Below are 25764 nucleotides of genomic sequence, written 5' to 3'. Positions count from 1 at the left end.
AAAATAAAAGCTAGCATATGTTAGCTTTTATTTTGTTATAGTAAATAAAAAGAAAAAAATGGGGGATGTAAGAAATGAAAGTGTTGCATATGAATGCTGGTGCAGAAGAAGGTGGGGGAAAAACACATATTATTTCACTTTTATCTCAATTTTCAAAGGAAGAAGTGGAATTAATGGTATTTGAAGAAGGTGCAATTGCTAGAGAGGCGAGAAACCTTGGCATTCAAGTGCATGTTTTTACCCAATCATCTCGGTACGACCTATCAATTCTTTCAAAAATAAAAGCATTTATTAATGAAAATCAATTTGACATTGTGCATACACATGGCGCACGAGCAAATTTCTATCTCTCCCTCTTGAAAAAAGGTATAAAAGCGAAATGGATAATGACTGTCCACAGTGATCCAACTTTGGATTTTATGAAGAGGGGATTAAAAGGATGGGTATTTACGAAGTTAAATTTACGTTCTTTCAGGAAGGTAGATTTGTTCTTTGCAATTACGGAGAACTTTAAGAGAAACATAATAAAACTAGGTGTACCAGAAGAAAAGATTTGTACAGTTTATAATGGAATTGAGTATGATAGTAATCCGGTAAAACCTTATGATAAGAGTGAATTTGGCATCGGTGAAGGAGTATTTACAGCTATTCAAGTAGCGCGTCTTCATCCTGTTAAAGGTCATGATATTTTATTTGAAGCATTACAAAAAATTAAAATTCCCAATATAAAGGTACTCTTGCTTGGTGATGGTCCTATAGAAGTAGAATTAAAAGAGATGGTGAAACAAAAGGGTCTAGAGGATAAAGTAATGTTTCTAGGTTTTCGTACAGATTCAAAAGAATTATATGCATCTGCACACATTAATTTGTTAACCTCTTATAGCGAAAGTTTCCCTCTTGTTTTATTAGAAGCGGCTAATCAACGCTTAACGTCTATTGCAACAAATGTAGGCGATATGAGAAAGTTAATAGTTGATGATACGTATGGATGGATTGTACCGATTGGTGATGCGGATTCATTAGCAAACGCATTAGAAAATGCTTACGAAAAATGGTTGAATGGTGAATTAGAAGCGATGGGAAATCGTTTATATAATCACGCATCTACTCATTTCTCGCTAAAGAATTTGTATGAAGATACTTATAATGCATATAAAAAACTTTTACTGAAATAGAGAGGATAGTTAATCATGGAAGTAAAAACGGTTGATATTCTAGGTGTTCCTTTTTCTACAATGACAATGGATGAAACAATCCAATATTTGAAGGGACAACTAGAATTGGAGCGAACACATACTTTTCAGGTAGTAACAGCGAACCCTGAAATTGTTATGTGTGCAAAAAAGGATGAAACATTCCATAAAACATTATTAAATACAGATTTAATTACACCTGATGGTATTGGAGTTGTAAAAGCAAGTGGTATGCTAGGTACACCTTTAAAGGAACGTGTAGCAGGTTTTGATTTAATGTGTAATTTATTTGCGAAGCTATCAGAAGAGAATAAACCGGTATCTGTTTTCTTACTTGGTGCAAAACCGCATGTTGTACAAGCTGCAGCAGATCATTTAACGAAGACATATTCAGCTGTATCTATTGTAGGTATACAAGATGGGTATTTTAAACAAGAAGAAGAAGAGAATATCGTTTCTCGTATTCAAGAAGCAAAACCAGATCTATTACTTGTCGCGCTTGGTTTCCCAAGACAAGAGAACTTTATCCAAACTAATAAGTATCGTTTAGAAACGAAAATGGCTGTTGGAGTAGGTGGAAGTTTAGACGTATGGGCTGGAGAGGTAAAACGTGCACCAAAATGGATTCAAGCGATCCATTTAGAGTGGTTTTATAGATTGTGTAGTAATCCAACGCGCTGGCGCCGTCAGTTAGTATTAGCGGAATTTTTAAAAGAAATCATGCGTTCGAAAAAGTAGCGGAATATCGCTACTTTTTTATTTGGCTATTTTTGATAAATTGAAGTTTTGTTAATCTAATACTGATTGTTGCCCCTCAATAATCGGGCGTTTCATGACAGTATATTTTCAGTCTAACTTCTTTGCTCCAGCTGAATTTTGAGGTAGGGTTCTTACGGCCCTCAAATAGTGGGATATGTATTTTGCTTTTTGGGAATGATGAAGGAGAATTTTTTACAAAGTATTTTACTTATACAATTCACACATGTAAAATGATGTGTAAAGACAGCTGTGTAAGGAGGACTTCTTGTGGGCAAGGTGAAAGAAATTTCGAAGCGAAAGCTACTTGGTATAGCGGGGCTTGGATGGTTATTTGATGCAATGGATGTTGGGATGCTTTCATTTGTAATGGTAGCGTTGCAAAAAGATTGGGGATTAAGTACGCAAGAAATGGGCTGGATAGGCAGCATTAATTCAATTGGTATGGCAGTCGGGGCGCTCGTTTTTGGAATACTATCAGATAAAATAGGGCGGAAATCAGTCTTTATTATTACATTATTACTATTTTCTATCGGTAGTGGTTTAACTGCTTTAACGACGACACTTGCGATGTTCCTTGTTTTACGATTTTTAATTGGTATGGGGCTTGGTGGAGAACTTCCAGTTGCTTCTACATTAGTATCAGAGAGTGTTGAAGCACATGAACGTGGCAAAATAGTTGTGCTATTAGAAAGTTTTTGGGCAGGTGGATGGCTAATTGCAGCTCTTATCTCGTATTTTGTTATCCCGAAATATGGTTGGGAAGTGGCGATGGTATTGAGTGCGGTTCCGGCACTATATGCTTTATATTTAAGATGGAATTTGCCAGATTCTCCGAAATTCCAAAAGGTTGAAAAAAGACCATCTGTTATCGAAAATATAAAGTCAGTTTGGTCTGGGGAATATCGTAGGGCAACAATTATGTTATGGATTCTATGGTTTTCTGTTGTCTTTTCCTATTATGGAATGTTCCTTTGGTTACCTAGTGTAATGGTATTAAAAGGATTTAGTTTAATAAAAAGTTTCCAATATGTACTTATTATGACGTTAGCTCAATTGCCAGGGTATTTCACTGCTGCTTGGTTTATTGAACGTCTTGGTCGTAAGTTTGTTTTAGTTACGTATTTGATCGGTACAGCGTGCAGTGCTTACTTGTTTGGAGTGGCAGAGTCATTAACGGTACTAATCGTAGCAGGCATGTTACTATCCTTCTTTAATTTAGGTGCTTGGGGTGCATTATATGCTTATACACCTGAACAGTATCCAACGGTTATTCGTGGTACAGGTGCAGGGATGGCAGCAGCATTCGGTCGTATTGGTGGTATTCTTGGGCCTTTATTAGTAGGATACTTAGTTGCTTCACAGACTTCATTATCACTAATATTTACGATTTTCTGTGGATCAATTTTAATTGGTGTAGTTGCTGTAATTGTACTTGGGCAAGAAACGAAGCAACGAGAATTGGTATAAGGTAAAACTTTAATCAGTGATTGATCTGATTATTGGCCCGTACCAATTGTGTTTTAGAGCAGTAAAACTAAGGGCTCATGTTTTCGCATTCCGTTATTTGTACTGCCTACAAATAACGGAATAAAAGGGCAGGGGGAACCGTGGTGGTTCCCTTTTTTCTGTTTTTTTAGATAAATGATGGTATAGTAAGAAAAAGGGAATGTTCCTTATAAAAGCGAATGTATACAACAGGACATACGGACAAAAGAATTAGGTGGTTGAAGAAATGAAAATTTTACTAATCATGGAAGAAGCAGAAGAGCGAAGAAGTTTAGTTGAAAAATTTACTGAAAATATAAGGAATGTAGAATGTTTTGAAGCAAATACAGGAACAGAATCATTATTTATGATGAAGAAGCATACACCAGATTTTGTTTTTTTAAATTCCAAATTACTAGATGGAACGGGTTTTGAATATGCAAGTTTATTACGGGAAGTAAATTGTTATACGAAATTTATTTTTATGGGTGAAGATATAGAAGAGTCCATTACAGCATTTCGTTTTCAAGCAGTTTATTATTTACTACGCCCATTTCGCGAAGAAGATTTGCAATTCCTTTTATATAGAATGGGTAAAGAGCAAGGCGAGAAAGCAAAGAGTTATTTGCGAAAACTACCGATAGAAGGTCAAGAGGGGATTAGGTATGTTTTCCCTGATGATATTGTATATGTAAGCAAAAATAAGGAAAACAAAACAGTTTCAATTTATACAACAAATAATCAGTATATTTCAACATATACACTTCAGGAGCTGGAAAATAAGCTAAATGTATATGATTTTTTACGCGTGCATAAAAGTTATTTAATTAATATGTCATATGTACAAGAACTAAAACCTTATTATAATGGCACATATAATCTGTATTTAGATAAATATGATGAGCAACCGATTCCAGTTAGTCGTAATTATGTGAAACGACTTCGAAATAAAATTGAATTATAGCAGATAATGCGAACTTTTTAACATGATAAACTAAAAATCCTTCATGATAGGGAGGATTCAAGTTAAATATTCAGAAAATTTAGTACAATCCCACTAAGAAATAGTATTGGAGGGATTGTATGTGAGAACATTGAAGTCGATTTTACTTTGGGGAGTTATTGCAGCAGTAGGAGCAGGTGCTTTTGGTGTAATAGCTTTATCACAAGGTGAAACTATTAATGCCGTATGGCTCTTAGTAGCTGCGGTATGTGTGTATGCAGTTGCTTATCGCTTTTATAGTAGATTTATAGCGAGAAAGGTATTCGGTTTAGATAATAATCGGCAAACGCCAGCCCATACATTAAATGATGGAAAAGATTATGTTCCGACAAATAAGTGGGTATTATTTGGGCATCATTTTGCAGCAATTGCTGGGGCGGGGCCTTTAGTAGGACCAATTTTGGCGGCACAAATGGGATATTTACCAGGGACAATATGGATTATTGTTGGGGTAGTTGTCGCTGGAGCTGTTCAAGATTTTGTAATTTTATTTGCTTCGATGAGACGTAATGGTAAATCTTTAGGAGAAATGATTAAAGATGAGATTGGTCCTGTTACAGGACTTATTGCAATGATCGGTATTTTAGGCATTATGATTATTTTATTAGCGGTATTAGCATTAGTAGTAGTAAAGGCGCTTGTCGGAAGTCCTTGGGGAATGTTTACAATAGCAGCAACGATTCCTATCGCTATTTTAATGGGAGCGTATATGCGCTACATTAGGCCTGGACGGGTTGGTGAAGGGTCAGCAATCGGAATTATCCTACTTATACTGTCTCTTATTGGAGGGCAGTATGTAGCGGAAAATCCAGCACTTGCAAGCATATTTACATTTAGCGGCGAAACAATTGCTATTATGCTTATTGTATATGGGTTTATCGCATCGGCATTACCAGTTTGGATGCTTTTAGCACCACGTGATTATTTAAGCACATTTTTAAAAGTCGGAACAATTGTAGGATTAGCAATCGGTATTTTAATTGTAGCACCAGAGCTACAAATGCCAGCAGTTTCGAAATTTATTGATGGAACTGGTCCTGTGTTCTCTGGAAACTTATTCCCGTTCTTATTTATTACTATTGCTTGTGGTGCAGTGTCTGGATTCCATGCTCTCGTTTCATCAGGTACGACGCCGAAGATGATTGAGCAAGAGGGACACGCACAGCCAATCGGTTATGGAGCGATGTTAATGGAGTCATTTGTAGCGGCGATGGCGATGATTGCAGCTTGTGTATTAACACCGGGAACTTATTTTGCAATTAATAGTCCCGCAGCACTTATCGGTACAGATGTCTCACAGGCAGCTCAAGTTATTTCCTCATGGGGATTTGCTATTACACCAAATGAACTAAAAGATCTCGCTGTAAACGTTGGAGAGCAAACGATTTTATCACGTACAGGTGGTGCGCCAACGTTAGCGATAGGTATGGCATATATTTTCTCACAAGTAATAGGTGGAACGGCCATGATGGCATTTTGGTATCATTTTGCGATTCTCTTTGAAGCGCTATTCATTTTAACAACGATTGATGCTGGAACGCGTGTAGGCCGATTTATGATTCAAGATATTTTAGGGCATGTATATAAGCCATTTGGGAAAACGGATTCTACATTAGCGAATGTAATAGCTACAACGTTATGTGTATTAGGATGGGGCTATTTCTTATATCAAGGGGTAGTTGATCCGCTTGGTGGAATTAATACATTATGGCCACTTTTCGGTATTGCAAACCAAATGTTAGCAGGTATTGCATTATTACTTGGAACGACAATTTTGTTCAAAATGGGGAAAAAGGCATATGTTTGGGTGACGCTTATTCCAACTGTCGGATTGCTTATTGTAACGATGACGGCGGGTTATCAAAAGCTATTTCATGAAAACCCTAAAATAGGATTTCTATCCCATGCAAAGGTGTTTCAAGGAGCATTAGATGAGGGGAAAGTGTTAGCGCCAGCTAAAAATGTCGCTCAAATGAAGCAAATTATTTTCAATGATTATATTGATGCGGCACTTTGCGGGATTTTTATGATAGTTGTAATCGCTGTATTAATTTCTGCAATTCGAATTTGGATTCAAGTATTAAGAAATAAGCCGATGCCGCTAAAAGAGGCACCATATATCCCTAGAGATGAAAGTGAGTCGAGGAACTATGCTTAAAAGACTATGGAAAGTATGGGGACAAAGGAAACACTTTATTAGTTTACTTGTTGGAGTACCAAGCTATGAAACATATGTAGAGCATATGAAAAAGCATCATCCAGAAGAAGAAGTTGTATGTCAAAAACAGTTTTTTGCAGAAGCACAAGAAGCTAGATTTAATGCAAAGGGTGGAAAAATCTCGCGCTGTTGTTAGTGAAAAGGACGAATTTTCGTCCTTTTTTATTTTTTGCTGTTCCACGTGAAACAGCAAAAAATAAATAAAAATCTTTGGGAATTATAGGAACTTCGTATACAATAAAATAAGGAAAGGGATAGATAGAAAAGTAGGGAGATTATTTTATGTTAAGGGATTTATTTGTAAACACAACAATTATTCTTTCCTTTATTTTTATTGGAGGTCAGCTTTTAAGGGACAGGCCGTTAAAAGAAGAGTTCTCTTTTTGGAAGAAATGTGTAGTAGGTATTCTTACCGGAATATTAAGTGTACTGTTGATGCATTTTGGTGTACATATTGAGGATATTATGTTAGATCTACGCTATTTAGCTGTTATTTTGGCAATTACAATTGGAGGTCCAATAGCTAGTAGTATAACAGTTACTATTATTTTAATTACTCGATTGTTTTTCACTGATTACTCTTTAGCCTCTGAATTGGCTTGTTATACTATTGTATTGATAGGCGTTGGAATTATTTTTATTTGGCGGATGAAAGCTTCTATATTTACAAGGTGGATCTGGTTTAATGTATATAGTTTATCTATTTTAGCGGTGCCACTTTCTATTTTATTTAAGGATAGATCTATAGTAGCATTATATTTAGTTTGTAGTAGTATAGCAGCATATATCACGTTTATAAGTGCAAATTATGTTTTACAATCCAATGAGTTATTTCAAACGATGAAGCAATATGCAACGATAGACGCATTAACAGGTTTAGGAAACGTAAGACAGTTTGACTTAGAGATGAATCGTCATATTAGTAATAAGCGCATGGAAAATGATTCAATTTGTTTACTACTTATAGATATTGATCATTTTAAGTATGTAAATGATACGTATGGGCATCCTGCAGGAGATGAAGTATTAAAACAAATAGGGCGTATTTTACGAGAAGTTTCAACGTTTCCAGATTTGGCCTTCCGAAAGGGTGGAGAGGAGTTCGCGCTTCTGATACCGAGGAAGGGATTAACTTACGGAATGCGTATGGGGGAACAAGTTCGCACAGCTGTTGAGAAACATTCATTCCAATTGTTAAATGGAACAAAAATAAAAATTACAGTTTCAGTAGGAATTTCAGTATATGAACAGTCACCAGAGCAATTTATTCAAGCTGCTGATGACGCGTTATATTACTCCAAAAGAAATGGTAGAAATCAGGTCAGTTCTGCATCTTAAAGGTAAGATGACCGGAAGAGCTTATAAAAAACACCCACAGAGAGGGAATATCTGAACTCTGTGGGTGTTTTCATTTAGTTAGACAAGTTCTTTTGATACAACGAATTTACGATATGCACCATGATGTGTTGGGCCTACGTATTCGTTGATCTTGAATGAATAACGAATAGCAGCTGTGATAAATTCTTTAGCAGTTTTTACCGCCTCTTTCACAGATTTTCCTTTTGCAAGCTCTGCTGTAATTGCAGCAGAATATGTGCAACCTGCGCCGTGTGTATTTGTTGTATCAATTTTTTCTGATTCTAAAAGATCAAATGTTTCTCCATCATATAGGACGTCGATGGCAGTTTCCGTACCAAGCTTGCTACCGCCTTTAATTAGGACATATTTCGCACCTAAAGCGTGGATTTTTTTCGCTGCTTCTTTCATGTCTTCAAGAGAATTAATTTTCACACCACTTAATTGGTAAGCTTCAAATAAGTTTGGTGTTACAACTAATGCCTTTGGAACAAGAACATCACGTAAGCAATCATTCGTTTCAGGATGTAATGCTTCATCAGCACCTTTACATACCATAACAGGGTCAACTACTACATTTTTGAAATTATGTTTTTCGATTGTTTCTGCAACCATTTCAATAATTTCTACTGATCCAAGCATACCTGTTTTTAAAGCATCTACTCCAACACCTTCAATTGTCGTTTCTAACTGTGGTTTTAATGTAGAAGCTGGGATTGGGAATACGTTATGTGCCCAACCGTTATGTGGATCCATCGTTACGATTGTCGTAAGAGATGTCATTCCGTATACACCAAGTTCTTGGAATGTTTTTAAATCTGCTTGTATACCAGCACCGCCACTTGTGTCAGAACCAGCGATAGTAAGTGCTTTATTTAATGTCATTATGAAAGCCCCCTCAGGTGATATAATGAAAACTATGTTTTCACCATTATATCAATGTTATGAATAAGTACAAAGTGAAAAGTAGATGATTTATTTGAGGAGCTATTTAAAATCTTGTATGTAGGAGACGAATTATGTTTCAAGAGAATCGTACAAATGAATTAGTTATATTAAAAGAAATTGCAGAAACATTAAATACATCAAATGATATGTACCATGTACTGCAAGCGGTGCTAGAAAAATTGCTCAGTGTAACAGGTCTAACGACGGGCTGGATTTTTCTTGCGGATGAAAATGGGAAATATACGAGGTTAATCGATTACCAGTTACCAGAGGCACTTACATATGAAAATAAACGCCCGATGTGTGAAGGTGAGTGTTGGTGTTTACGTGGCTTTGTGGATGGGAAATTAGAGCGAGCGGTTAATATTATTGAATGTAAAAGAATTAATAATGCAATTGAATATAATTGGGGAGATACAGAAGGAATCCTTCATCATGCTACGGTTCCTTTAAAGGCTGGAGGAGAGAAATTTGGTGTTTTAAATGTAGCTAGTCCAGGTAAAACACATTTTTCGGAAGAAGAATTAGTATTGCTTCAATCAGTTGCTTTCCAAATAGGGACGGCCTTAAAGCGAACAAAATTATATGAAAATGAAAAGCGAAGAGCACATTATTATGTGAAATTGGAGCGGTTTATTCAAGCTTTAAAAACGATTCATAAGTTTAATATATTACCTGAAAAAGTGGTAAATCACGTAGGTGAAGTATTTCAGTGGAATCAAGTGGCGTTTTTTATTAGGGAAGAAATAGAGTTATCTTTGCGAGCTTCTTATGGTCAGGAAGAGTTACAAGAGGATGTAAAAGAAGCAGCAAAGAAGGCGTTAGAACAAGGCGAGCTAGCTCTATTAAAACATCTAAATGGAGCTGTTATTGCTACACCAATACATATCCAAAATCATATATTTGGTGTTTTATGTGTTAGTTTAAATAATGGGGAATTTGATGTTAATACAATAGATGTAATTCAAGCATTATCGAATCACGTTTCATTAATAATAGAGAATTTAAGATTAAACGAACAGCGCCGTGAACTCGTACGAATGGAAGAAAGAAACCGATTAGCGAGGGATTTACATGATTCTGTTTCGCAAAAATTATTTTCATTAACCTTTATGACAAAAGGGGCTGAAGCTGTTTTAAAAGGTCAAAATGAAAAGGTTGATCAATCTTTGCATGAGATGCGTGAACTAGCGCAAGGAGCTTTAAAGGAAATGAGAACATTAATTTGGCAGCTTCGTCCGGCAGGTTTAGAAAAAGGCTTATTACCAGCTTTAAAGCAGTACGGTGAAAACTTGGGATTGAAAATTCGTGAACAAGTTACAGGTGTTCGTGATTTGCCGCGTGTAGTAGAGGAAGCGCTATGGAGAATTGGACAAGAAGCTTTAAATAACGTAAGTAAACATGCGAATGTCAGAGAAGCAACGATTTATTTCAAAGTGACGGAGAAGAATGTATCATTAGAAATAGTCGATCAAGGAAAAGGCTTTGTAGAAAAGGATATAAAAGAGAAGAAATCACTCGGCATGACTACGATGCGCGAAAGAGTAGAATTAATTGGTGGAACAATTAAAATTGTAAGTGATAAGAAAAGAACCAGTATAAAAGTAAACGTACCATTATGATGTGAAAATGAGGGAAGTTTGTGAAAATAAAAGTATTGTTAGTTGATGATCATACAGTCGTTTTAAAAGGATTAGCATTTTTCTTAAGTACGCAAGAAGATTTAGCGTTAGTTGGAGAAGCGAATAATGGGAAAGAAGCATTAGTGAAAGTAGGGGAGACAAATCCTGATGTTGTACTAATGGATTTATATATGCCCGAAATGGATGGTGTTGAGGCAACGGCGTGTATCAAACAAGAATATCCGGATGTGAAAGTAATAGTATTAACTAGCTTTTCTGATCAGGCACATGTTTTACCAGCATTAAGGGCGGGAGCAAGCGGCTATATTTTAAAAGATGTAGAACCAGACCAACTTGTTGAAGCTATTCGAAGCGCCTATAAAGGTAATATTCAATTACATCCAGATATAGCAACCGCTCTTCTCTCTCAAACATTACCTGTGGAAGAAAAGGAAGAAGAACCTTCTATTCAAGTGGATGTGCTAACAGCAAGAGAAAATGAAGTGTTGCAGCTATTAGCAAAAGGGATGAGTAATAAAGAAATCGCTTCGGTTTTAGTTATTACAGAAAAAACGGTAAAAGCTCATGTAAGTAGTATTTTGAGTAAATTACATTTATCCGATCGCACGCAAGCGGCGTTATATGCAGTGAAAAATGGAATTGTATAAGACAAAAGTCGTAAGACCTAGTTCGCCTTTGGAAGGTGGACTTTTTTTATGGAAAAATACGTCTATGTGAGGACGAAATTATCTTGATATAAAGATAAGATATGTTTTGTAAGCAACAAACAACAATTACAAGGGATACCTTTTTTGAAAGCATATAAAAACAGAAGAGCTAGTATTAGGAGGAAAACATAATGACAACAGTTTTATTCGTAAAAGCAAACAACCGTCCAGCGGAACAAGCAGTTAGTGTGAAATTATATGAGGCATTTTTAGCAAATTACAAAGAAGCACATCCAAATGATACAGTAGTAGAACTTGATTTATATAAAGAAGAATTACCATACCTAGGCGTAGACATGATTAATGGTACATTCAAAGCAGGTAAAGGACTTGATTTAACAGAAGAAGAAGCAAAAGCAGTAGCAGTTGCTGATAAGTACTTAAATCAATTCCTAGAAGCTGATAAAGTTGTTTTCGGTTTCCCGTTATGGAACTTAACGATTCCAGCAGTACTACACACATATATTGATTATTTAAACCGAGCTGGTAAAACGTTTAAATATACGCCAGAAGGTCCAGTTGGTTTAATTGGAGATAAGAAGATTGCATTGTTAAACGCGCGCGGCGGTGTATATTCTGAAGGTCCAGCAGCTGAAGTAGAAATGGCTGTTAAATATGTAGCAAGCATGATGGGCTTCTTCGGTGCAACAAATATGGAAACAATAGTTATTGAAGGACATAACCAATTCCCAGATAAGGCAGAAGAGATCATTACAGCGGGCCTTGAAGAAGCAGCTAAAGTAGCAAGCAAATTTTAATTGAAAATAGAATCGTCACTCGAAAAAAGTAGCATTAACGCCTATATGTTAATGCTACTTTTTTATATTTTAAGTTCGTCAGCCAATTTTTCCAATTGAACTCGATCTTGTATGTAATAAGTTCTTCCGTCTTTTTTTAAGTAATTATGCTGGCAAAACTGGTTTAATACATATAAAAGGTGACGGTAGCTGACATTTAAGTATTCCGAAGCCTCGGTATGTTTTTCTGTATAACTGTTATTTTGTTCTGTTAATAGAATAAATGCCGCTAATCGATTTTCGAACGGATAACTATTGTTTTTGGCATAACTTTCTGTTCGGGTAATTGTTTTTTCACCGATAAATTTGCATAGTTTTTGTAGAAAGGTAGCATCTTGCAATAAAAGATGCTGACAATCTTTAAGAGGAAGCGCCAAGCACATACATTCTTCAATCACTTCCACCGTTTTCGTAACGGATTCTACACCAATTAACCCTAATTCTCCAATAAACGAAGGTGCTTGAATAAAGTTAATTAAGGAAACCTTCCCGTTTTTGTGACTCATATATATTTTTGCTTTACCGGAAATTAAGTAATAAAGATAAGGGAAATCAACCCCTTCATTACATATCCTTTCTTTCTTTTGAAAGGAATGTAGTTCAGCATATGGTAAGACATCGAAAGAAAAAAGAGCATGGAAGTTGTAAGTTTGTATGTAACGAGAGATTTCTTCGCTATTTTTGCTGACTTTCATATTTTCACCTCATGTTTAGTATGAGATATCTCCTATTATTTTTACAAGAAAGAATGGTACGATTTATGTGAATTTGTTTTTGTAGAAAAGAGAGTGTGAGGGGACTATGAAAAAATATAAAACACTATTATTTGATGTAGATGATACATTGTTAGATTTTCAAAAGGCTGAGAGGATAGCGTTACGTATGCTTTTTGAGGAGAAAGGGATTCCTCTAACTAGCGAGATTGAAGCACAGTATAAAAAAGTTAATAAAGGTCTTTGGGATGATTTTGAAGAAGGTAAAATAAATCGTGATGAAGTAGTACATACAAGATTTTCGGTTTTATTTAAAGAATATGGACAAGAAGTGGATGGGATATTATTCGAAAATAATTATCGCAGTTACTTAGAAGAAGGGAATCAACTCATACAAGGCGCGTTTGAATTTATAAATCAAATTCAGAGGGAGTATGATTTATATATAGTGACAAACGGTGTTTCTAAGACGCAAGATAAACGTTTGCGTAATGCAGGATTACATTCGCTATTTAAAGATATTTTTGTTTCTGAAGATACGGGTTATCAAAAGCCAATGAAAGAGTATTTTGATTATGTTTTTGAACGAATTCCTATTTTTTCTCCTGAAGAAGGGCTCATTATTGGGGATTCGTTAAGCGCTGATATTAAAGGTGGATATGTAGCGGGAATTGATACTTGTTGGTTTAATCCAGAAAAGAAATCAAATAATAGCGAGATTGTGCCGACATATGAAGTGCAAAATTTTGAAGAGTTATATGCAATATTGAAGCAGCATGTGTAATGAAAATGGGCAGTGGAACTTTTGTCCCTACTGCCTATTTGTATTAGCTTGTAGTTTCGTTGTTTTTAGGAAGTGGAAATGCATTACCAATCGCTGCCGCTCCAAGCATAGGTAATAGTAAGTTGAGCGGGAAAAACATGAGTAATAGTAGTGTTATAGCAATTGGTTTTCTTAATGCATAGCTTGAAATTGCTGTTGTGACAATGGCTACCGAAGCAATTGGATCTATAGGGATAATGGAAGCTATAGCATATCCGATACTAGATCCAGCGAAGATAATTGGGAAAATGTGTCCGCCACGCCAACCTGTATTTAAACAAACGGCAGTAATACATAATTTTAAAACCCCTGAAAGAAGTAGTACCCAGAAGGATAAATGGCTCCATTCAACGACTAAATCTTTTAATTGATGTTCTCCGGAGAATAATGTGTATGGGAGAAAAGTTCCTGCAACCCCTAATAAAATACCACCGATAATTCCAAGGGTAAGTTTGTATTCCCTAAAAGGATGAATGAATTTCTCTAATGTGAATTCTAATTTAAAATAAAAGAATCCAACTATAGCACCAATACTAGCAAGTGGTAGAAAGGCAATCCATTCATTAAGAGAAAGGGAACCTTCCCCAAAATCAACGATAAAGGATCCACGATTATCAAATTTACTAAGTAATAAATAAATGGAAAAACCAGCGAAAGTAGTAGCTAAATATACAATTGCTTTTTTTCCTTTAGAAAATTCATTAATTTGTTCACCCTCATTTTCATTTGGAGCTAAATAACCGAATAATGGCGCGTTAAAAATTACACTTAAAGTAGCACCAATTCCAACCTCTGTTAGTTCATTCATTCCTTTTAAGGCGAATGTAAAGCGATCCCCTACCCATGTACAAAGTCCACCGATAATGCCAACAAGTGCTGCTTCGGGACCTAAGCTAGCCCCAAATATTAAAACGATAATCGCAGTTAAAGTAGCTTTATGTACAAAACGGTATTCAATTCTTCCTGTTTTTTTATATTCACCCATTACTTCCGGCATAAGACGTGGATATGTGCCGAAGTATTTTTGGGTTAAGCCAACGAGAATACCGCCGATAGTTGTTATACAAATGGTGTAATACGGGGGAGAAGATAAGATAGTAGGTAAGTATCCCCAAATAAAGTGAATGCCGATATTTATTGTAACTAAAAATAACCAGACTGTTGCTCCTACTATAGAGCCTAAAATAATGCCGTATAGGACGAGTATAAAGTGCATGTCCTTTGTGTGTGTCATGTTCTACCTCCGTTATGTAAGTTTTAATGTGGAAAGAATTAAATATACTACTGTGAAATGAAATGAAATGAATATGTATAGTATCTTTTTGAGAGGTTGGCTTATTCAATATATTGAGGTCTCGTCAGAATTTGGAATGTATACAGTTAAACTACTTATTTAATTCTATGTATTAATAGGGGATTTTAAAAGGTCTTTTTCGAATTAATATGGAATATATTTCTTTTGTTATGTGTATCAAATTCTTTGTTGTTAATTTAGAACATTCAGAAAAACTAATTGACATTAGGAAATTATTGCTATAAAATCAACGGTAATTGCATAGTCTTATCAAGAAAAGGTGGAGGGACAGGCCCGATGAAACCTTGGCAACAGCCGTATAACGGAATTGTGCCAAATCCTGCAGGTAATAATCCTGAAAGATAAGAAAGAGCCTTTAGAGCGTGTTTTCAAACTGCTCCTTTCTTGTTTTCGGGAAAGGGGCAGTTTTTTATTTTGTATAAGAAGAAAGGAGAATGAGAGATGGGAGAATCATGGGGAAAAGGAACAATTTGTGTGCAAGGTGGCTATACGCCAAAGAATGGTGAACCGCGTGTTTTACCGCTTTATCAAAGTACAACGTATAAATATGATACTTCGGATGATTTAGCAGCACTATTTAATTTAGAGGCAGAAGGATATATCTATACGCGTATTGGCAACCCTACTTTAGCAGCATTTGAGCAGAAGTTATCAGATTTAGAAGGAGGTGTAGGAGCTGTTGCAACGGCCTCTGGGCAGGCTGCTATTATGCTCGCTGTTTTAAATATTTGTAGTAGCGGAGACCACTTGCTTTGTTCTTCCACAGTTTATGGCGGGACGTTTAATTTATTTGGGGTGAGTTTGCGTAAACTTGGTATTGATGTTACGTTCTTTAATCCAAATTTAACAGCTGATGAAATTGTGGCCCTTGCTAATGATAAGACGAAACTCGTTTATGCGGAATCGCTAGGAAATCCAGCGATGAACGTTTTAAATTTCAAAGAATTTTCAGATGCAGCCAAAGAGTTGGAAGTACCTTTTATTGTGGATAATACATTAGCCACTCCTTATTTATGCCAAGCATTTGAACATGGAGCAAATATTATCGTTCATTCTACGACGAAATATATTGATGGTCATGCAAGTTCTTTAGGTGGCATTGTCATTGACGGAGGGAACTTCGATTGGACAAATGGGAAATATCCTGAACTTGTTGAACCGGATCCAAGTTATCACGGCGTAAGTTACGTTCAAAATTTTGGTGCAGCAGCTTATATTGTGAAGGCACGTGTTCAATTATTAAGAGACTACGGAAACTGTATGAGCCCATTCAATGCGTATATTAGCAATATCGGCTTAGAAACATTGCATTTACGAATGGAGCGTCATAGTGAAAATGCTCTCGCAGTTGCTAAGTGGCTTTTTGATCATGAACGTATTGAATGGGTGAATTATCCGGGATTAGATAGTAATGAAAATTACTCGTTAGCACAAAAGTATTTGAACAAAGGTGCTAGTGGTGTTTTAACATTCGGTATTAAGGGAGGATTAGAAGCAGCGAAAGAATTTATCGCAAATGTAAAACTAGCAACTCTCGTAACGCATGTAGCTGATGCACGAACTTGCGTCATACATCCTGCTAGTACAACGCATAGACAATTAAGTGCTGAAGATCAGCGTTTAGCTGGCGTTACATCAGATTTAATTCGTTTATCGGTTGGTATAGAAGATGTTTCTGATATTATTGCAGATTTAGAAGCAGCGCTAGTCGGAGGCAAAGAACATGCCGATCATAATTGATAAAGATTTACCAGCTCGCAAAGTGTTGCAGGAGGAGAATATTTTTGTAATGACGAAGGAGCGAGCAGAAACACAAGATATCCGGGCATTGAAAATTGCTATATTAAATTTAATGCCTACAAAGCAAGAAACAGAAGCGCAATTACTTCGTTTAATTGGTAATACACCGCTGCAATTAGATGTTCATTTACTTCATATGGAATCGCATTTGTCTCGTAATGTAGCACAGGAACATTTAACGAGTTTCTATAAAACATTCCGTGATATTGAGAATGAAAAATTTGATGGGCTTATTATTACGGGGGCGCCAGTAGAGACTCTTTCTTTTGAAGAGGTAGATTATTGGGAAGAGCTTGGGCGTATTATGGAGTACTCAAAAACGAATGTAACATCTACGCTTCATATTTGCTGGGGGGCACAGGCTGGTTTGTATCATCATTATGGCGTTCCAAAGTATCCTCTTAAGGAAAAAATGTTTGGTGTATTTGAACATGAGGTCCTTGAACAACATGTGAAATTGTTACAAGGCTTTGATGAGTTGTTTTTTGCTCCGCACTCTCGTCATACAGAAGTACGAGAGAGTGATATTAGAGAGGTGGAACAATTAACATTATTAGCGAACTCTGAAGAAGCAGGTGTTCATCTTGTTATTGGGCAAGAAGGCAGGCAAGTTTTCGCACTCGGTCATAGCGAATATAGTTGTGATACGTTAAAAGAAGAATACGAACGAGATCGTCAAAAAGGGTTAAATATTGATGTGCCAAAAAATTATTTTAAGCATAATAATCCAAATGAGAAACCGCTTGTTAGGTGGAGGAGCCATGGGAATCTATTATTCTCTAATTGGCTGAATTATTACGTGTATCAAGAAACCCCTTATGTATTATAAAAAAAGATTGTGTAACACGTGGCAACGTTTTCTTTGTACAGATTAACCTTTATTTTTCCGAATGTTCAAAAAATATTGTTTTTCATATTTTTTGCTCATATAATTTCATCTAAACACAATTTTTGAGGGGTGGACAGTATTATGAAAGAAATTCAAGTTGGTTTATTAGGTCTTGGGACAGTTGGTAGCGGTGTAGTTCGTATCATTACAGATCATCAAGAGCGGCTTATACACCAAGTAGGTTGTCCTGTGAGAGTAACGAAAGTACTAGTGCAAAATATTGAAAAAGAGAGAGAAGTAGAGGTACCTTCTACTCTATTAACACAAGATGCAAATGAAATTTTAGATAATCCAAATATTGACGTTGTCATCGAAGTGATGGGTGGCATTGATGATGCAAAAGAATATATTTTGCAAGCTTTACAAAGTGGGAAGCATGTTGTGACTGCCAATAAGGATTTAATGGCCTTGCATGGGGCGGAACTATTAGCGGTAGCAAAAGATAATAAAGCAGATTTGTTTTATGAAGCAAGTGTAGCCGGAGGGATTCCGATTTTACGAAGCATCGTAGAAGGACTTTCTTCCGATCTTATTACGAAGGTAATGGGAATTGTAAATGGAACGACAAATTTTATTTTGACGAAAATGTCAGATGAAGGGAGAGCATATAACGACGTGTTAAAAGAAGCCCAACAACTTGGATTTGCAGAAACAGATCCAACATCAGATGTGGAAGGTTTAGATGCAGCAAGAAAAATGACGATTTTGGCTACCCTTGGTTTCTCTACAAATGTAGAGCTTGGAGATGTGAAGGTAAAAGGGATTACTTCTATTACAGAAGAAGATATTGAATACAGTAAGAGTTTAGGATACACGATTAAATTAATCGGTCTTGCGAAGCGAGATGGTGAAAAATTAGAGGTTACAGTTGAACCGACACTACTTCCAAATACACATCCTCTTGCGGCCGTGCAAAACGAATATAACGCTGTATATGTGTATGGTGAAGCAGTTGGAGAAACGATGTTTTATGGACCAGGTGCAGGAAGCTTACCGACAGCAACAGCTGTTGTTTCAGATTTAGTAGCTGTAATGCAAAATATTAGATTGGGTGTAAATGGAAATAGTGCGGTATCCCCGCAGTATAAAAAGGTATTAAAAGAGCCAGACGAAATTGTTGTGAAGAAATTTTTAAGACTTCATGTAAAAGATGAAATTGGTGTATTTGCAAAAATTACTTCATTATTCTCTGAGCGTGATGTTAGTTTTGAAAAGATTATTCAAATGCCGCTTGAAGAGAAAGGAAAAGCTGAAATTGTAATTGTAACGCACCGTGCGTCTCTTGCTGATTATGATTATATTCTACATACGTTGCAAGGGTATGAAGAAATAGATTGTGTGAAAGCAAACTATCGAATTGAAGGGGATGCTAAGTAGTATCTCGACTAATAAAGAAACCTATTAAGCGGCTTGCTTAATAGGTTTTTTTCTATTTAAAATCTGCGTACCAACTTGAATAAATGCTTGTATAATCCAGCCTGTTGTAAAAGATAAGATAATAGTTCCAAAATAGATAGGTCCATTTAATAAAAAGCTTAATGTTAAAAATAAAAACGCTAATGAAATTTCTGTTCTTCTAAATGTCCATTTTTTTTTCTCAGCAACTGTTAAAACGAAAGCCTCTTGAGGTGCTGCGCAAAGGTTTGTAGAGACATAAAGACCAATCCCAGTCCCAACGAATAGATTTCCACAAATAAGTGTTATATATTTTGGAAGAGAGCGGATAGCGTCCATAATAGTTGTAATGGAACCAATCCAATCAACAAAAAGAGAAATAAGAACCATTGTTACGATTGTACCAACTGTTATTTGTTTTTTATTCCAAAAGAGTACGATAAGGGTAAAAGCAAAGTTAATCATGAAAAGCCAAAAACCGATACTTATCCCGAAATTTTGATATAGTGCAATAAAGAAGGAATCATAAGGGCTAAGTCCAAAGGAAGTAATTGTCGTCATCATATTAATACCGATGGCGAGAATAAGTAGGCCGCCGATGAAAAATATATATTCTAATTTGAATCGAAGCATAGTTGTATATCCTTTCAAAATGTATTTGCTAGGACAGGATATATTGTGGAAAGCTTACCAGGTCAAGGGAGAATTTTTATGAGAAGGGGAAAATGAGATGACGAATATAAGAAAGATTGCTGAACTTGCTGGGGTATCTATTTCAACTGTTTCACGTGTACTGAATAATCATCCATATGTGAATGAACAGAAACGAAAAGAAATTTTAGCGATCATAGAAGAATTAAATTATATGCAAAATGTGAATGCAATTCATTTAGTGAAAGGAAAAACGAACGTAATTGGCGTTTTATTACCGCACGTAAATGATCAATATTATAGCGCTATTATCGAGGGGATATCAAAGGAAACAGCAAAAAACAATTATAATATGATGCTTTGTCAGACGAATTATAGTGAGGAAAGAGAATTAGAAATTTTGAATATGTTAAAAATGAAAAAACTTGATGGGGTTATTATATGTTCCCGGGCAAATAGTAAGGAACAGCTTGAAGAATATACGAAATTTGGCCCGATTGTTATGTGTGAAGAAATAGACTCGAATTTCATTTCGAGTGTGCACATTGATTACTATAAAGTGTTTTCGCGTGGGATGAAGAGCTTAATAGATGCCGGCCATACAAGTATTGGGTATTGCATTGGAAGAAGCAATAGTATTAATAGTCAGAGAAGAAAACAAGCATATGCGGATTCACTTCAACAGATTGCTGCACCACAGATAGAGGCCTGGAAGTTTAAGGATTGTTTTACGGTGGGGGATGGGCGTGATGTAATCAGGGAATGGATCCGTATGTCTGTGAAACCAACTGCGTTTCTTGTATCTTGCAACCATATTGCAGCGGGAATGGTAACGGAAGCGAAAAAACAAGGAATTCGTATTCCAGAAGATATTACGATTATTGGTTGTGATGATCAAGATGTGGCAGATATTTTAGGCATTACGACGATTTCATATTCTAGTAAAAATGTTGGCGTGAAGGCATTTGAATTATTATATGAAAAGGTTAATGATGAGAAAATAGATGTAAAGCACGTAGAGTTATTGCCAGAATTAGTACATAGGGAAACAACATAATAGATAAGGTGTGAAAATCGCTTTTCAAAATTGCGTTTGGTATAATTATGGACAATCTATGAGAGCTAAAAGGGGTTTTGATATGAGATCAAAAGTAGTAAAAGTAATTCTACTCATTACAATTGCATCTTTCTGTTTATTTGCATATGGTTTTGTTTCAGGTGTAAATGATGTATTAAATCCGAAAGCTTCAAATTTAATTAAAAAGACCGATGTAGTGGCAAAAGAGAAAAAGGAAACAGGAACGTTACAAATCGTTAGTTTAGGTGATTCATTAACACGCGGTGTTGGTGATAAAGAAGGAATTGGCTATATTGGACGGACGAAAGAAGATTTACAAAAAGATTATAAGCAAAAGGTTGCCTTAACTAACTTAGCGGTTAGTGGTGCGAAAATGCCGGATTTATTAAAACAAATTGAAAGTAGTGGCGCTCAATATTCAATTAAGCAAGCAGATGTAATCGTTTTAACGATTGGAGGAAATGATTTATTTCCTGGTTGGGAATCGCTTGGAAAGATAGATTTAGAAACATACCGTCCTGATACAGAAACATTCCAAAATGAAGCGAAGAAAATTATAGAAGAAATTCGTAAGTTAAATACAGATAGCCCTATTTTTTGGCTAGGTTTATATAATCCTTTTGAAGATGTAGAAGATTTAAAAGGGTCTTCAAACATTGTTGTAGACTGGAATGCATCTTTAGAAAAGTTAGCGATAAATAATAAAAATGTGTATATTACACCGACATTTGATTTATTCCAAAACCGTGGGAAAGATTTATTATACTCCGATCATTTCCATCCGAATGAAGTAGGGTATACATATATGGCAGACCGATTAGTTCAAAATGTTGCGAGTAAATTAAAACTAGAACAAGGAGGGGTAAAATGACGACGATACTTTCCGTACGAGACGTGAAGAAGGTAATTGGAAAGAAGACAATTGTAGAGAATATTTCCTTCGATGTAAAACAAGGAGAAGTGTTTGGCTTCCTAGGACCGAATGGTGCCGGAAAAACGACTACCATTCGAATGTTAGTCGGATTGATTAAAGAAACAGAAGGTACGATTTCTATTGGTGGTTATTCTATTAAGGAAAATTTCAGAGAAGCGATGCGTCAAATTGGGAGTATCGTTGAAAACCCAGAACTGTATACATATTTAACGGGATGGGAAAATTTAAAACAATTTGCCCGTATGTTAGGTGATATATCAGATGAACGTATTATTGAAATTGCTCAAATGGTTCATTTGGATGAAAGAATTCACGATAAGGTAAAAACATATTCACTCGGTATGAAACAGCGTCTTGGTATTGCGCAAGCGCTTCTTGGAAACCCGAAATTGCTCATATTAGATGAGCCAACAAATGGTTTAGATCCAGCTGGAATTAGAGAACTTAGGGAATTTATACATAAGCTTGTGAAAGAAGAAAATATGAGTGTGTTTATTTCAAGTCATTTGCTAAGCGAAGTACAAATGATATGTGACCGTGTGGCGATTATTCATAAAGGAAAAATGATAACAGTTGCCAAGGTTGAAGAGTTAATTAAAACAGCGAGTGATCGTGTAGAATGGATTGTTACACCAATTTCTAAGGCGAAAGATATGCTAGAAGCTGCTGAGGAAGTAAGAGAAGTGAGTATAGAAGGTGACCGATTACTATGCCGGATGGATATTGCATCTATAAGTAGTTGGAATAAATATTTTGTAGAAAATGGGATAGATGTACATAGTGTTAAGGAGCTTGTATTTACGCTAGAAGATTTATTTATTGAACTCACAAGGGGTGAGCAGCATGCGTGAATTTGCGAATCTAGTTTTGAATGAATCAGAAAAGATTTATCGTAAGAAACGTATTTTTGTTGTCATGCTTATTTTAGCAATCTTGATCCCGCTTTTCGTATATGCGCAGTATCGTGAAATAGAAACGACCCAAAAACGACTTGGCACAACTGATTGGAAAGTGTCACTGCAACAACAAATTGTTGATTCTCAGAATCGGTTAAATAACTCTAGGTTGCCAGAAGAATGGCGTGATTGGCTAAAGGTAAGAGTGGAGCAACAACAATATTATTTAGATCACGATATTAACCCGATGGCACCAGGTGCACCAACTTTTGTAAGGGCGTTTATTGAGCAAGGAATTACATTGTTTATTCCGCTTCTTGTCATGATTGTCGCTATTGACATTGTTTCAGGAGAAAGAAGTGATGGAACGATGAAGATGTTACTTACGCGGCCGATTCGGCGCTGGAAAATACTTCTTAGTAAGTATGTGACAATGTTATTTTTCATTTCACTCATACTGCTTCTCGTAGGTCTGTTTGCGTACATATTATCTGGACTTGTATTTGGATACTCAGGATGGAATTTACCTGTGTTAACAGGATTTGTCATTGATAAGGAAACATTAAATACGAACTTTGTACATCTTATTCCTCAGTGGCAATACATTTTGATGGCGTATGGATTAGCTTGGTTTGTTGCTATCGTTGTCGGAACTATATCCTTTATGGTTTCTGTTTTAATTCGAAATACACCAGCTGGTATGGGCGTTATGCTAGCCGCATTAATCGCAGGTGGTATTTTAAGTTCATTCGCAACATCTTGGGAAGGTGCGAAATATATTTTTAGTGTGAACTTATCATTAACAGATTATTTATCAGGAAAACTACCTGCATTACAAGGTTTATCGATGGGGTTTTCTTTAATGAATTTAACTGTTTGGGCAGTTGTTTCTCTTATTATTTCGTTTGTAGTGTTTACAAAGCAGGATATGGTGAATTAATCGGATAGGAAGTGAAGGTATGGAAAATGTTTTAAAGAATGATTGGGAGGCATTATTGGCACCAGAATTTGAAAAAGAATATTATCGTACTTTAGCCAGTTTTTTGAAAGAAGAGTACAGTGCACATGTCGTTTACCCGAAGGTAGAAGATATTTTTAATGCCCTTCAGTATACAAGTTATGAAAATACAAAGGTCGTTATTTTAGGGCAAGATCCCTATCATGGACCGAATCAAGCGCATGGTCTAAGCTTCTCGGTACAACCAGGCATTAAAACGCCACCGTCATTACTAAATATGTATAAAGAACTTCGAGATGAATATGGGTACGATATTCCAAATAACGGTTATTTAGTAAAGTGGGCAGAGCAAGGGGTACTACTATTAAATACTGTATTAACAGTTCGACAAGGTGAAGCAAATTCTCATAAAGGAAAAGGCTGGGAGCATTTCACTGATCGCGTGATTGAGCTATTAAATGAGCGTGAAAAACCAGTTATTTTCATATTGTGGGGGCGCCATGCACAGGCGAAGAAGAAGTTAATTACGAATACGAATCATCATATTATCGAATCCGTACATCCAAGTCCATTATCAGCAAGACGTGGTTTCTTTGGGAGTAAGCCATACTCTAAAGTAAATGCGATTTTAGCTAATATGGGCGAGAGAAAAATTGATTGGGAAATTCCAAATTTATAAATAGAAAAGGTAGTTAACATTCGTTAACTACCTTTTTATTATTATTGTTCGTTCTTTAATTTTGCATCTAGTACAAACGTACCAAATGGGATAACTGATGAAACGAATGCCCCAAGTGCCCATAAAATCGATTTACGGTGTACGATTGTTACTTGAATTACTGCGAAGATGAATAGAATAAATAAAACGCCGTGAGCCATGCCTGTAATTTTAACAGCTGTTGCAAATCCTGCGAAATATTTCAATGGCATTGCTACAAATAATAGTAATAGGAAAGAAATCCCCTCAATTAAGCCGATTGCTCTTAATCGTCCGATTGGTGTAGATAACATAAAGTATCCTCCTTTAACGTATGCTTGTTTATAGTAAATTTGTATTCTTTTTCAAAATAAAATAGTCTATTTTGTTTCATTATATACAAAAAGAAAGTTTACACTACGAGAATAGTGCAAAGTTCAAAATATAGTCACAAAAACATGAGAATTTAAATAAAAACCTATTTGAAGTGTTTGACTTCAAATAGGTTTTATGGGTGAAAATATTAAACGAGCGCTTCTCTTTTTAATACAAATTTCTCTACAACTTTTGCAACACCATCGTTCATATTTGTATCTGTTACGTAGTTTGCAATTTCTTTAATATCATCTGGTGCATTGCCCATTGCAACACCAAGACCAGCGAATTCGATCATTGCCTGGTCGTTATAGCTATCGCCCATTGCGATAACTTCTTCACGCTTAATGCCTAGCTTTTGAATTAATTGGTTTAAGCTCGTTCCTTTTGTAACACCAGCTTCAGTAAATTCTAAGAAGAATGGTTTCGAACGCATAACGCTTAATTGACCTTCTAATTGTTTTTGTAGTTTCTTTTCTACTACAACAAGGCGTTCAGCTTCTTTATTCATTAATACTTTTACTACAGGCTCTTTAACAGCAGCTTTAAAGTCATCTACTACAACAATTGGCATACCAGTAATATCGCCCTCAATTTCAGTATAAGGATTATTTTCTTCCGTTACGATATCATCACCAATGTAAGTATGAATCCATACATCTTCAGTTTTACTAATTTCAAATAGGTTGTGAACGATTTCAGGAGATAGCGTACTACTAAAGATTTCTTCGTTTGTTTTACAGTTAATAATTTTTGCACCGTTAAAAGATAGAATAAAGCTGCCGTATTCTTCTAAACGAAGTTCTTTCGCTACATTGCGCATACCGAATGTTGGACGTCCAGAAGCAAGTACTACCTTTACTCCTTGTTCTTGCGCAGTCATTAGAGCCTCTTTCGTACGAGGTGAAATGGTATGGTCGTCACGTAGTAAAGTATCATCTAAATCTAAAACAATCATTTTATAAGTCATATTGAAAATTCCCTTCTTTATTTAAATAGAAATACATGTTCATGAAGATATTAAGGAATAAATAGTAAGACATCGAACTTCTTCAGGAAGAAGTAAATAAATTATCATGAGCGTATTGCCCATGATAATTTATCGTAACAACTCTACAGGTAGAGTGCAAT

At 35.8% G+C, this 25764-nt stretch carries 25 protein-coding genes and 1 riboswitch; of the genes, 19 read left to right on the top strand and 6 right to left on the bottom strand.

What is annotated here, in order from left to right; all coding sequences use genetic code 11:
• The first annotated feature begins 74 nt into the window (after positions 1-74).
• From V7S50_RS22395 to V7S50_RS22365, 7 genes are all read left to right on the top strand, one after another.
• On the top strand, positions 75-1175 hold the full coding sequence (locus V7S50_RS22395) for a glycosyltransferase family 4 protein (protein ID WP_242254098.1): 1101 nt from the start codon (positions 75-77) through the stop codon (positions 1173-1175).
• Between the two features lie 15 nt (positions 1176-1190).
• Complete coding sequence (locus V7S50_RS22390; RefSeq protein ID WP_242254099.1) at positions 1191-1931, top strand: WecB/TagA/CpsF family glycosyltransferase; 741 nt, start codon at positions 1191-1193, stop codon at positions 1929-1931.
• Positions 1932-2219: 288 nt separating this feature from the next.
• Positions 2220-3419, top strand: coding sequence for an MFS transporter (locus V7S50_RS22385; RefSeq protein ID WP_242254101.1), 1200 nt, complete (start codon positions 2220-2222; stop codon positions 3417-3419).
• Positions 3420-3684: 265 nt separating this feature from the next.
• On the top strand, positions 3685-4401 hold the full coding sequence (locus V7S50_RS22380; protein ID WP_242254103.1) for a LytR/AlgR family response regulator transcription factor: 717 nt from the start codon (positions 3685-3687) through the stop codon (positions 4399-4401).
• Between the two features lie 121 nt (positions 4402-4522).
• Positions 4523-6598: a carbon starvation CstA family protein gene (cstA, locus tag V7S50_RS22375; RefSeq protein ID WP_242254105.1), complete on the top strand. Its 2076-nt coding sequence runs from the start codon at positions 4523-4525 to the stop codon at positions 6596-6598.
• A complete protein-coding gene (locus V7S50_RS22370) occupies positions 6591-6794 on the top strand; it encodes a YbdD/YjiX family protein (protein ID WP_063223950.1) in 204 nt (67 codons plus the stop codon). Before cstA ends, V7S50_RS22370 begins: the two co-directional genes overlap by 8 nt.
• Before the next feature lie 146 nt (positions 6795-6940).
• Positions 6941-7996 carry a GGDEF domain-containing protein gene (locus tag V7S50_RS22365; RefSeq protein WP_242254107.1) on the top strand — a complete coding sequence of 352 codons (1056 nt, stop codon included), beginning with the start codon at positions 6941-6943 and terminating at the stop codon, positions 7994-7996.
• A 78-nt stretch (positions 7997-8074) separates the two neighbouring features.
• On the opposite strand, the gene pdxK is transcribed toward V7S50_RS22365, so the two are convergent.
• Positions 8075-8899, bottom strand: a complete 825-nt coding sequence (gene pdxK, locus V7S50_RS22360) for a pyridoxine/pyridoxal/pyridoxamine kinase (RefSeq protein WP_000174258.1) — start codon at positions 8897-8899, stop codon at positions 8075-8077.
• A gap of 134 nt (positions 8900-9033) precedes the next feature.
• Here pdxK and V7S50_RS22355 point away from each other — a divergent pair, with 134 nt between their 5' ends.
• The 3 genes from V7S50_RS22355 (at position 9034) to V7S50_RS22345 (ending at position 12070) form a co-directional block, all read left to right on the top strand.
• Positions 9034-10584 carry a GAF domain-containing sensor histidine kinase gene (locus V7S50_RS22355; RefSeq protein ID WP_242254109.1) on the top strand — a complete coding sequence of 517 codons (1551 nt, stop codon included), beginning with the start codon at positions 9034-9036 and terminating at the stop codon, positions 10582-10584.
• Positions 10585-10604: 20 nt separating this feature from the next.
• Positions 10605-11252: a response regulator gene (locus V7S50_RS22350; protein ID WP_063223946.1), complete on the top strand. Its 648-nt coding sequence runs from the start codon at positions 10605-10607 to the stop codon at positions 11250-11252.
• A 191-nt stretch (positions 11253-11443) separates the two neighbouring features.
• Complete coding sequence (locus V7S50_RS22345; protein WP_242254111.1) at positions 11444-12070, top strand: FMN-dependent NADH-azoreductase; 627 nt, start codon at positions 11444-11446, stop codon at positions 12068-12070.
• Between the two features lie 62 nt (positions 12071-12132).
• Here V7S50_RS22345 and V7S50_RS22340 read toward each other — a convergent pair whose 3' ends face one another.
• Entirely contained in the window at positions 12133-12804 is a 672-nt protein-coding gene (locus V7S50_RS22340; RefSeq protein ID WP_063223944.1) for a transcriptional regulator YeiL, read from the bottom strand.
• A 106-nt stretch (positions 12805-12910) separates the two neighbouring features.
• Between V7S50_RS22340 and V7S50_RS22335 the strand changes: the two genes are divergently transcribed.
• The gene (locus V7S50_RS22335; RefSeq protein WP_242254115.1) at positions 12911-13606 is read left to right on the top strand and encodes a YjjG family noncanonical pyrimidine nucleotidase; all 696 of its coding nucleotides are present in this window, start codon (positions 12911-12913) and stop codon (positions 13604-13606) included.
• Between the two features lie 43 nt (positions 13607-13649).
• On the opposite strand, the gene V7S50_RS22330 is transcribed toward V7S50_RS22335, so the two are convergent.
• The gene (locus V7S50_RS22330; protein ID WP_242254117.1) at positions 13650-14879 is read right to left on the bottom strand and encodes a chloride channel protein; all 1230 of its coding nucleotides are present in this window, start codon (positions 14877-14879) and stop codon (positions 13650-13652) included.
• A gap of 324 nt (positions 14880-15203) precedes the next feature.
• A riboswitch (SAM riboswitch) is annotated at positions 15204-15308 on the top strand.
• Positions 15309-15401: 93 nt separating this feature from the next.
• Between V7S50_RS22330 and V7S50_RS22325 the strand changes: the two genes are divergently transcribed.
• The 3 genes from V7S50_RS22325 (at position 15402) to V7S50_RS22315 (ending at position 19026) form a co-directional block, all read left to right on the top strand.
• Complete coding sequence (locus V7S50_RS22325) at positions 15402-16700, top strand: bifunctional O-acetylhomoserine aminocarboxypropyltransferase/cysteine synthase (RefSeq protein ID WP_242254119.1); 1299 nt, start codon at positions 15402-15404, stop codon at positions 16698-16700.
• On the top strand, positions 16684-17589 hold the full coding sequence (metA, locus tag V7S50_RS22320) for a homoserine O-acetyltransferase MetA (protein ID WP_242254121.1): 906 nt from the start codon (positions 16684-16686) through the stop codon (positions 17587-17589). The genes V7S50_RS22325 and metA overlap by 17 nt, the downstream gene beginning before the upstream one ends.
• 141 nt (positions 17590-17730) lie before the next feature.
• A complete protein-coding gene (locus tag V7S50_RS22315) occupies positions 17731-19026 on the top strand; it encodes a homoserine dehydrogenase (RefSeq protein WP_242254123.1) in 1296 nt (431 codons plus the stop codon).
• 24 nt (positions 19027-19050) lie between these two features.
• Here the strand turns inward: V7S50_RS22315 and V7S50_RS22310 are convergent, their stop codons facing one another.
• On the bottom strand, positions 19051-19677 hold the full coding sequence (locus V7S50_RS22310; protein ID WP_242254125.1) for a YczE/YyaS/YitT family protein: 627 nt from the start codon (positions 19675-19677) through the stop codon (positions 19051-19053).
• Positions 19678-19774: 97 nt separating this feature from the next.
• On the opposite strand from V7S50_RS22310, the gene V7S50_RS22305 reads away from it, so the two are divergent.
• Genes V7S50_RS22305 through V7S50_RS22285 form a run of 5 tightly spaced genes read left to right on the top strand, consistent with a single transcriptional unit; the run spans position 19775 to position 24240 of the window.
• Entirely contained in the window at positions 19775-20752 is a 978-nt protein-coding gene (locus V7S50_RS22305) for a LacI family DNA-binding transcriptional regulator (RefSeq protein WP_242254127.1), read from the top strand.
• 10 nt (positions 20753-20762) lie between these two features.
• The gene (locus V7S50_RS22300; RefSeq protein WP_242254129.1) at positions 20763-21644 is read left to right on the top strand and encodes an SGNH/GDSL hydrolase family protein; all 882 of its coding nucleotides are present in this window, start codon (positions 20763-20765) and stop codon (positions 21642-21644) included.
• On the top strand, positions 21641-22558 hold the full coding sequence (locus tag V7S50_RS22295) for an ABC transporter ATP-binding protein (RefSeq protein WP_063223935.1): 918 nt from the start codon (positions 21641-21643) through the stop codon (positions 22556-22558). The genes V7S50_RS22300 and V7S50_RS22295 overlap by 4 nt, the downstream gene beginning before the upstream one ends.
• A complete protein-coding gene (locus V7S50_RS22290; protein ID WP_063223934.1) occupies positions 22551-23543 on the top strand; it encodes an ABC transporter permease subunit in 993 nt (330 codons plus the stop codon). Before V7S50_RS22295 ends, V7S50_RS22290 begins: the two co-directional genes overlap by 8 nt.
• 19 nt (positions 23544-23562) lie before the next feature.
• A complete protein-coding gene (locus V7S50_RS22285) occupies positions 23563-24240 on the top strand; it encodes a uracil-DNA glycosylase (RefSeq protein ID WP_242254131.1) in 678 nt (225 codons plus the stop codon).
• A 41-nt stretch (positions 24241-24281) separates the two neighbouring features.
• On the opposite strand, the gene V7S50_RS22280 is transcribed toward V7S50_RS22285, so the two are convergent.
• Together V7S50_RS22280 and V7S50_RS22275 are read right to left on the bottom strand one after the other, a co-directional pair.
• Positions 24282-24572, bottom strand: coding sequence for a DUF3817 domain-containing protein (locus V7S50_RS22280; protein WP_002191320.1), 291 nt, complete (start codon positions 24570-24572; stop codon positions 24282-24284).
• Positions 24573-24781: 209 nt separating this feature from the next.
• Positions 24782-25603, bottom strand: coding sequence for a Cof-type HAD-IIB family hydrolase (locus V7S50_RS22275; protein WP_063223932.1), 822 nt, complete (start codon positions 25601-25603; stop codon positions 24782-24784).
• Between the last annotated feature and the right edge of the window lie 161 nt (positions 25604-25764).

It is taken from the genome of Bacillus sp. CCNWLW194, assembly GCF_037120585.1.
GTDB lineage: Bacteria > Bacillota > Bacilli > Bacillales > Bacillaceae_G > Bacillus_A > Bacillus_A basilensis.
This window is presented reverse-complemented; position numbering and strand designations above follow the sequence as displayed.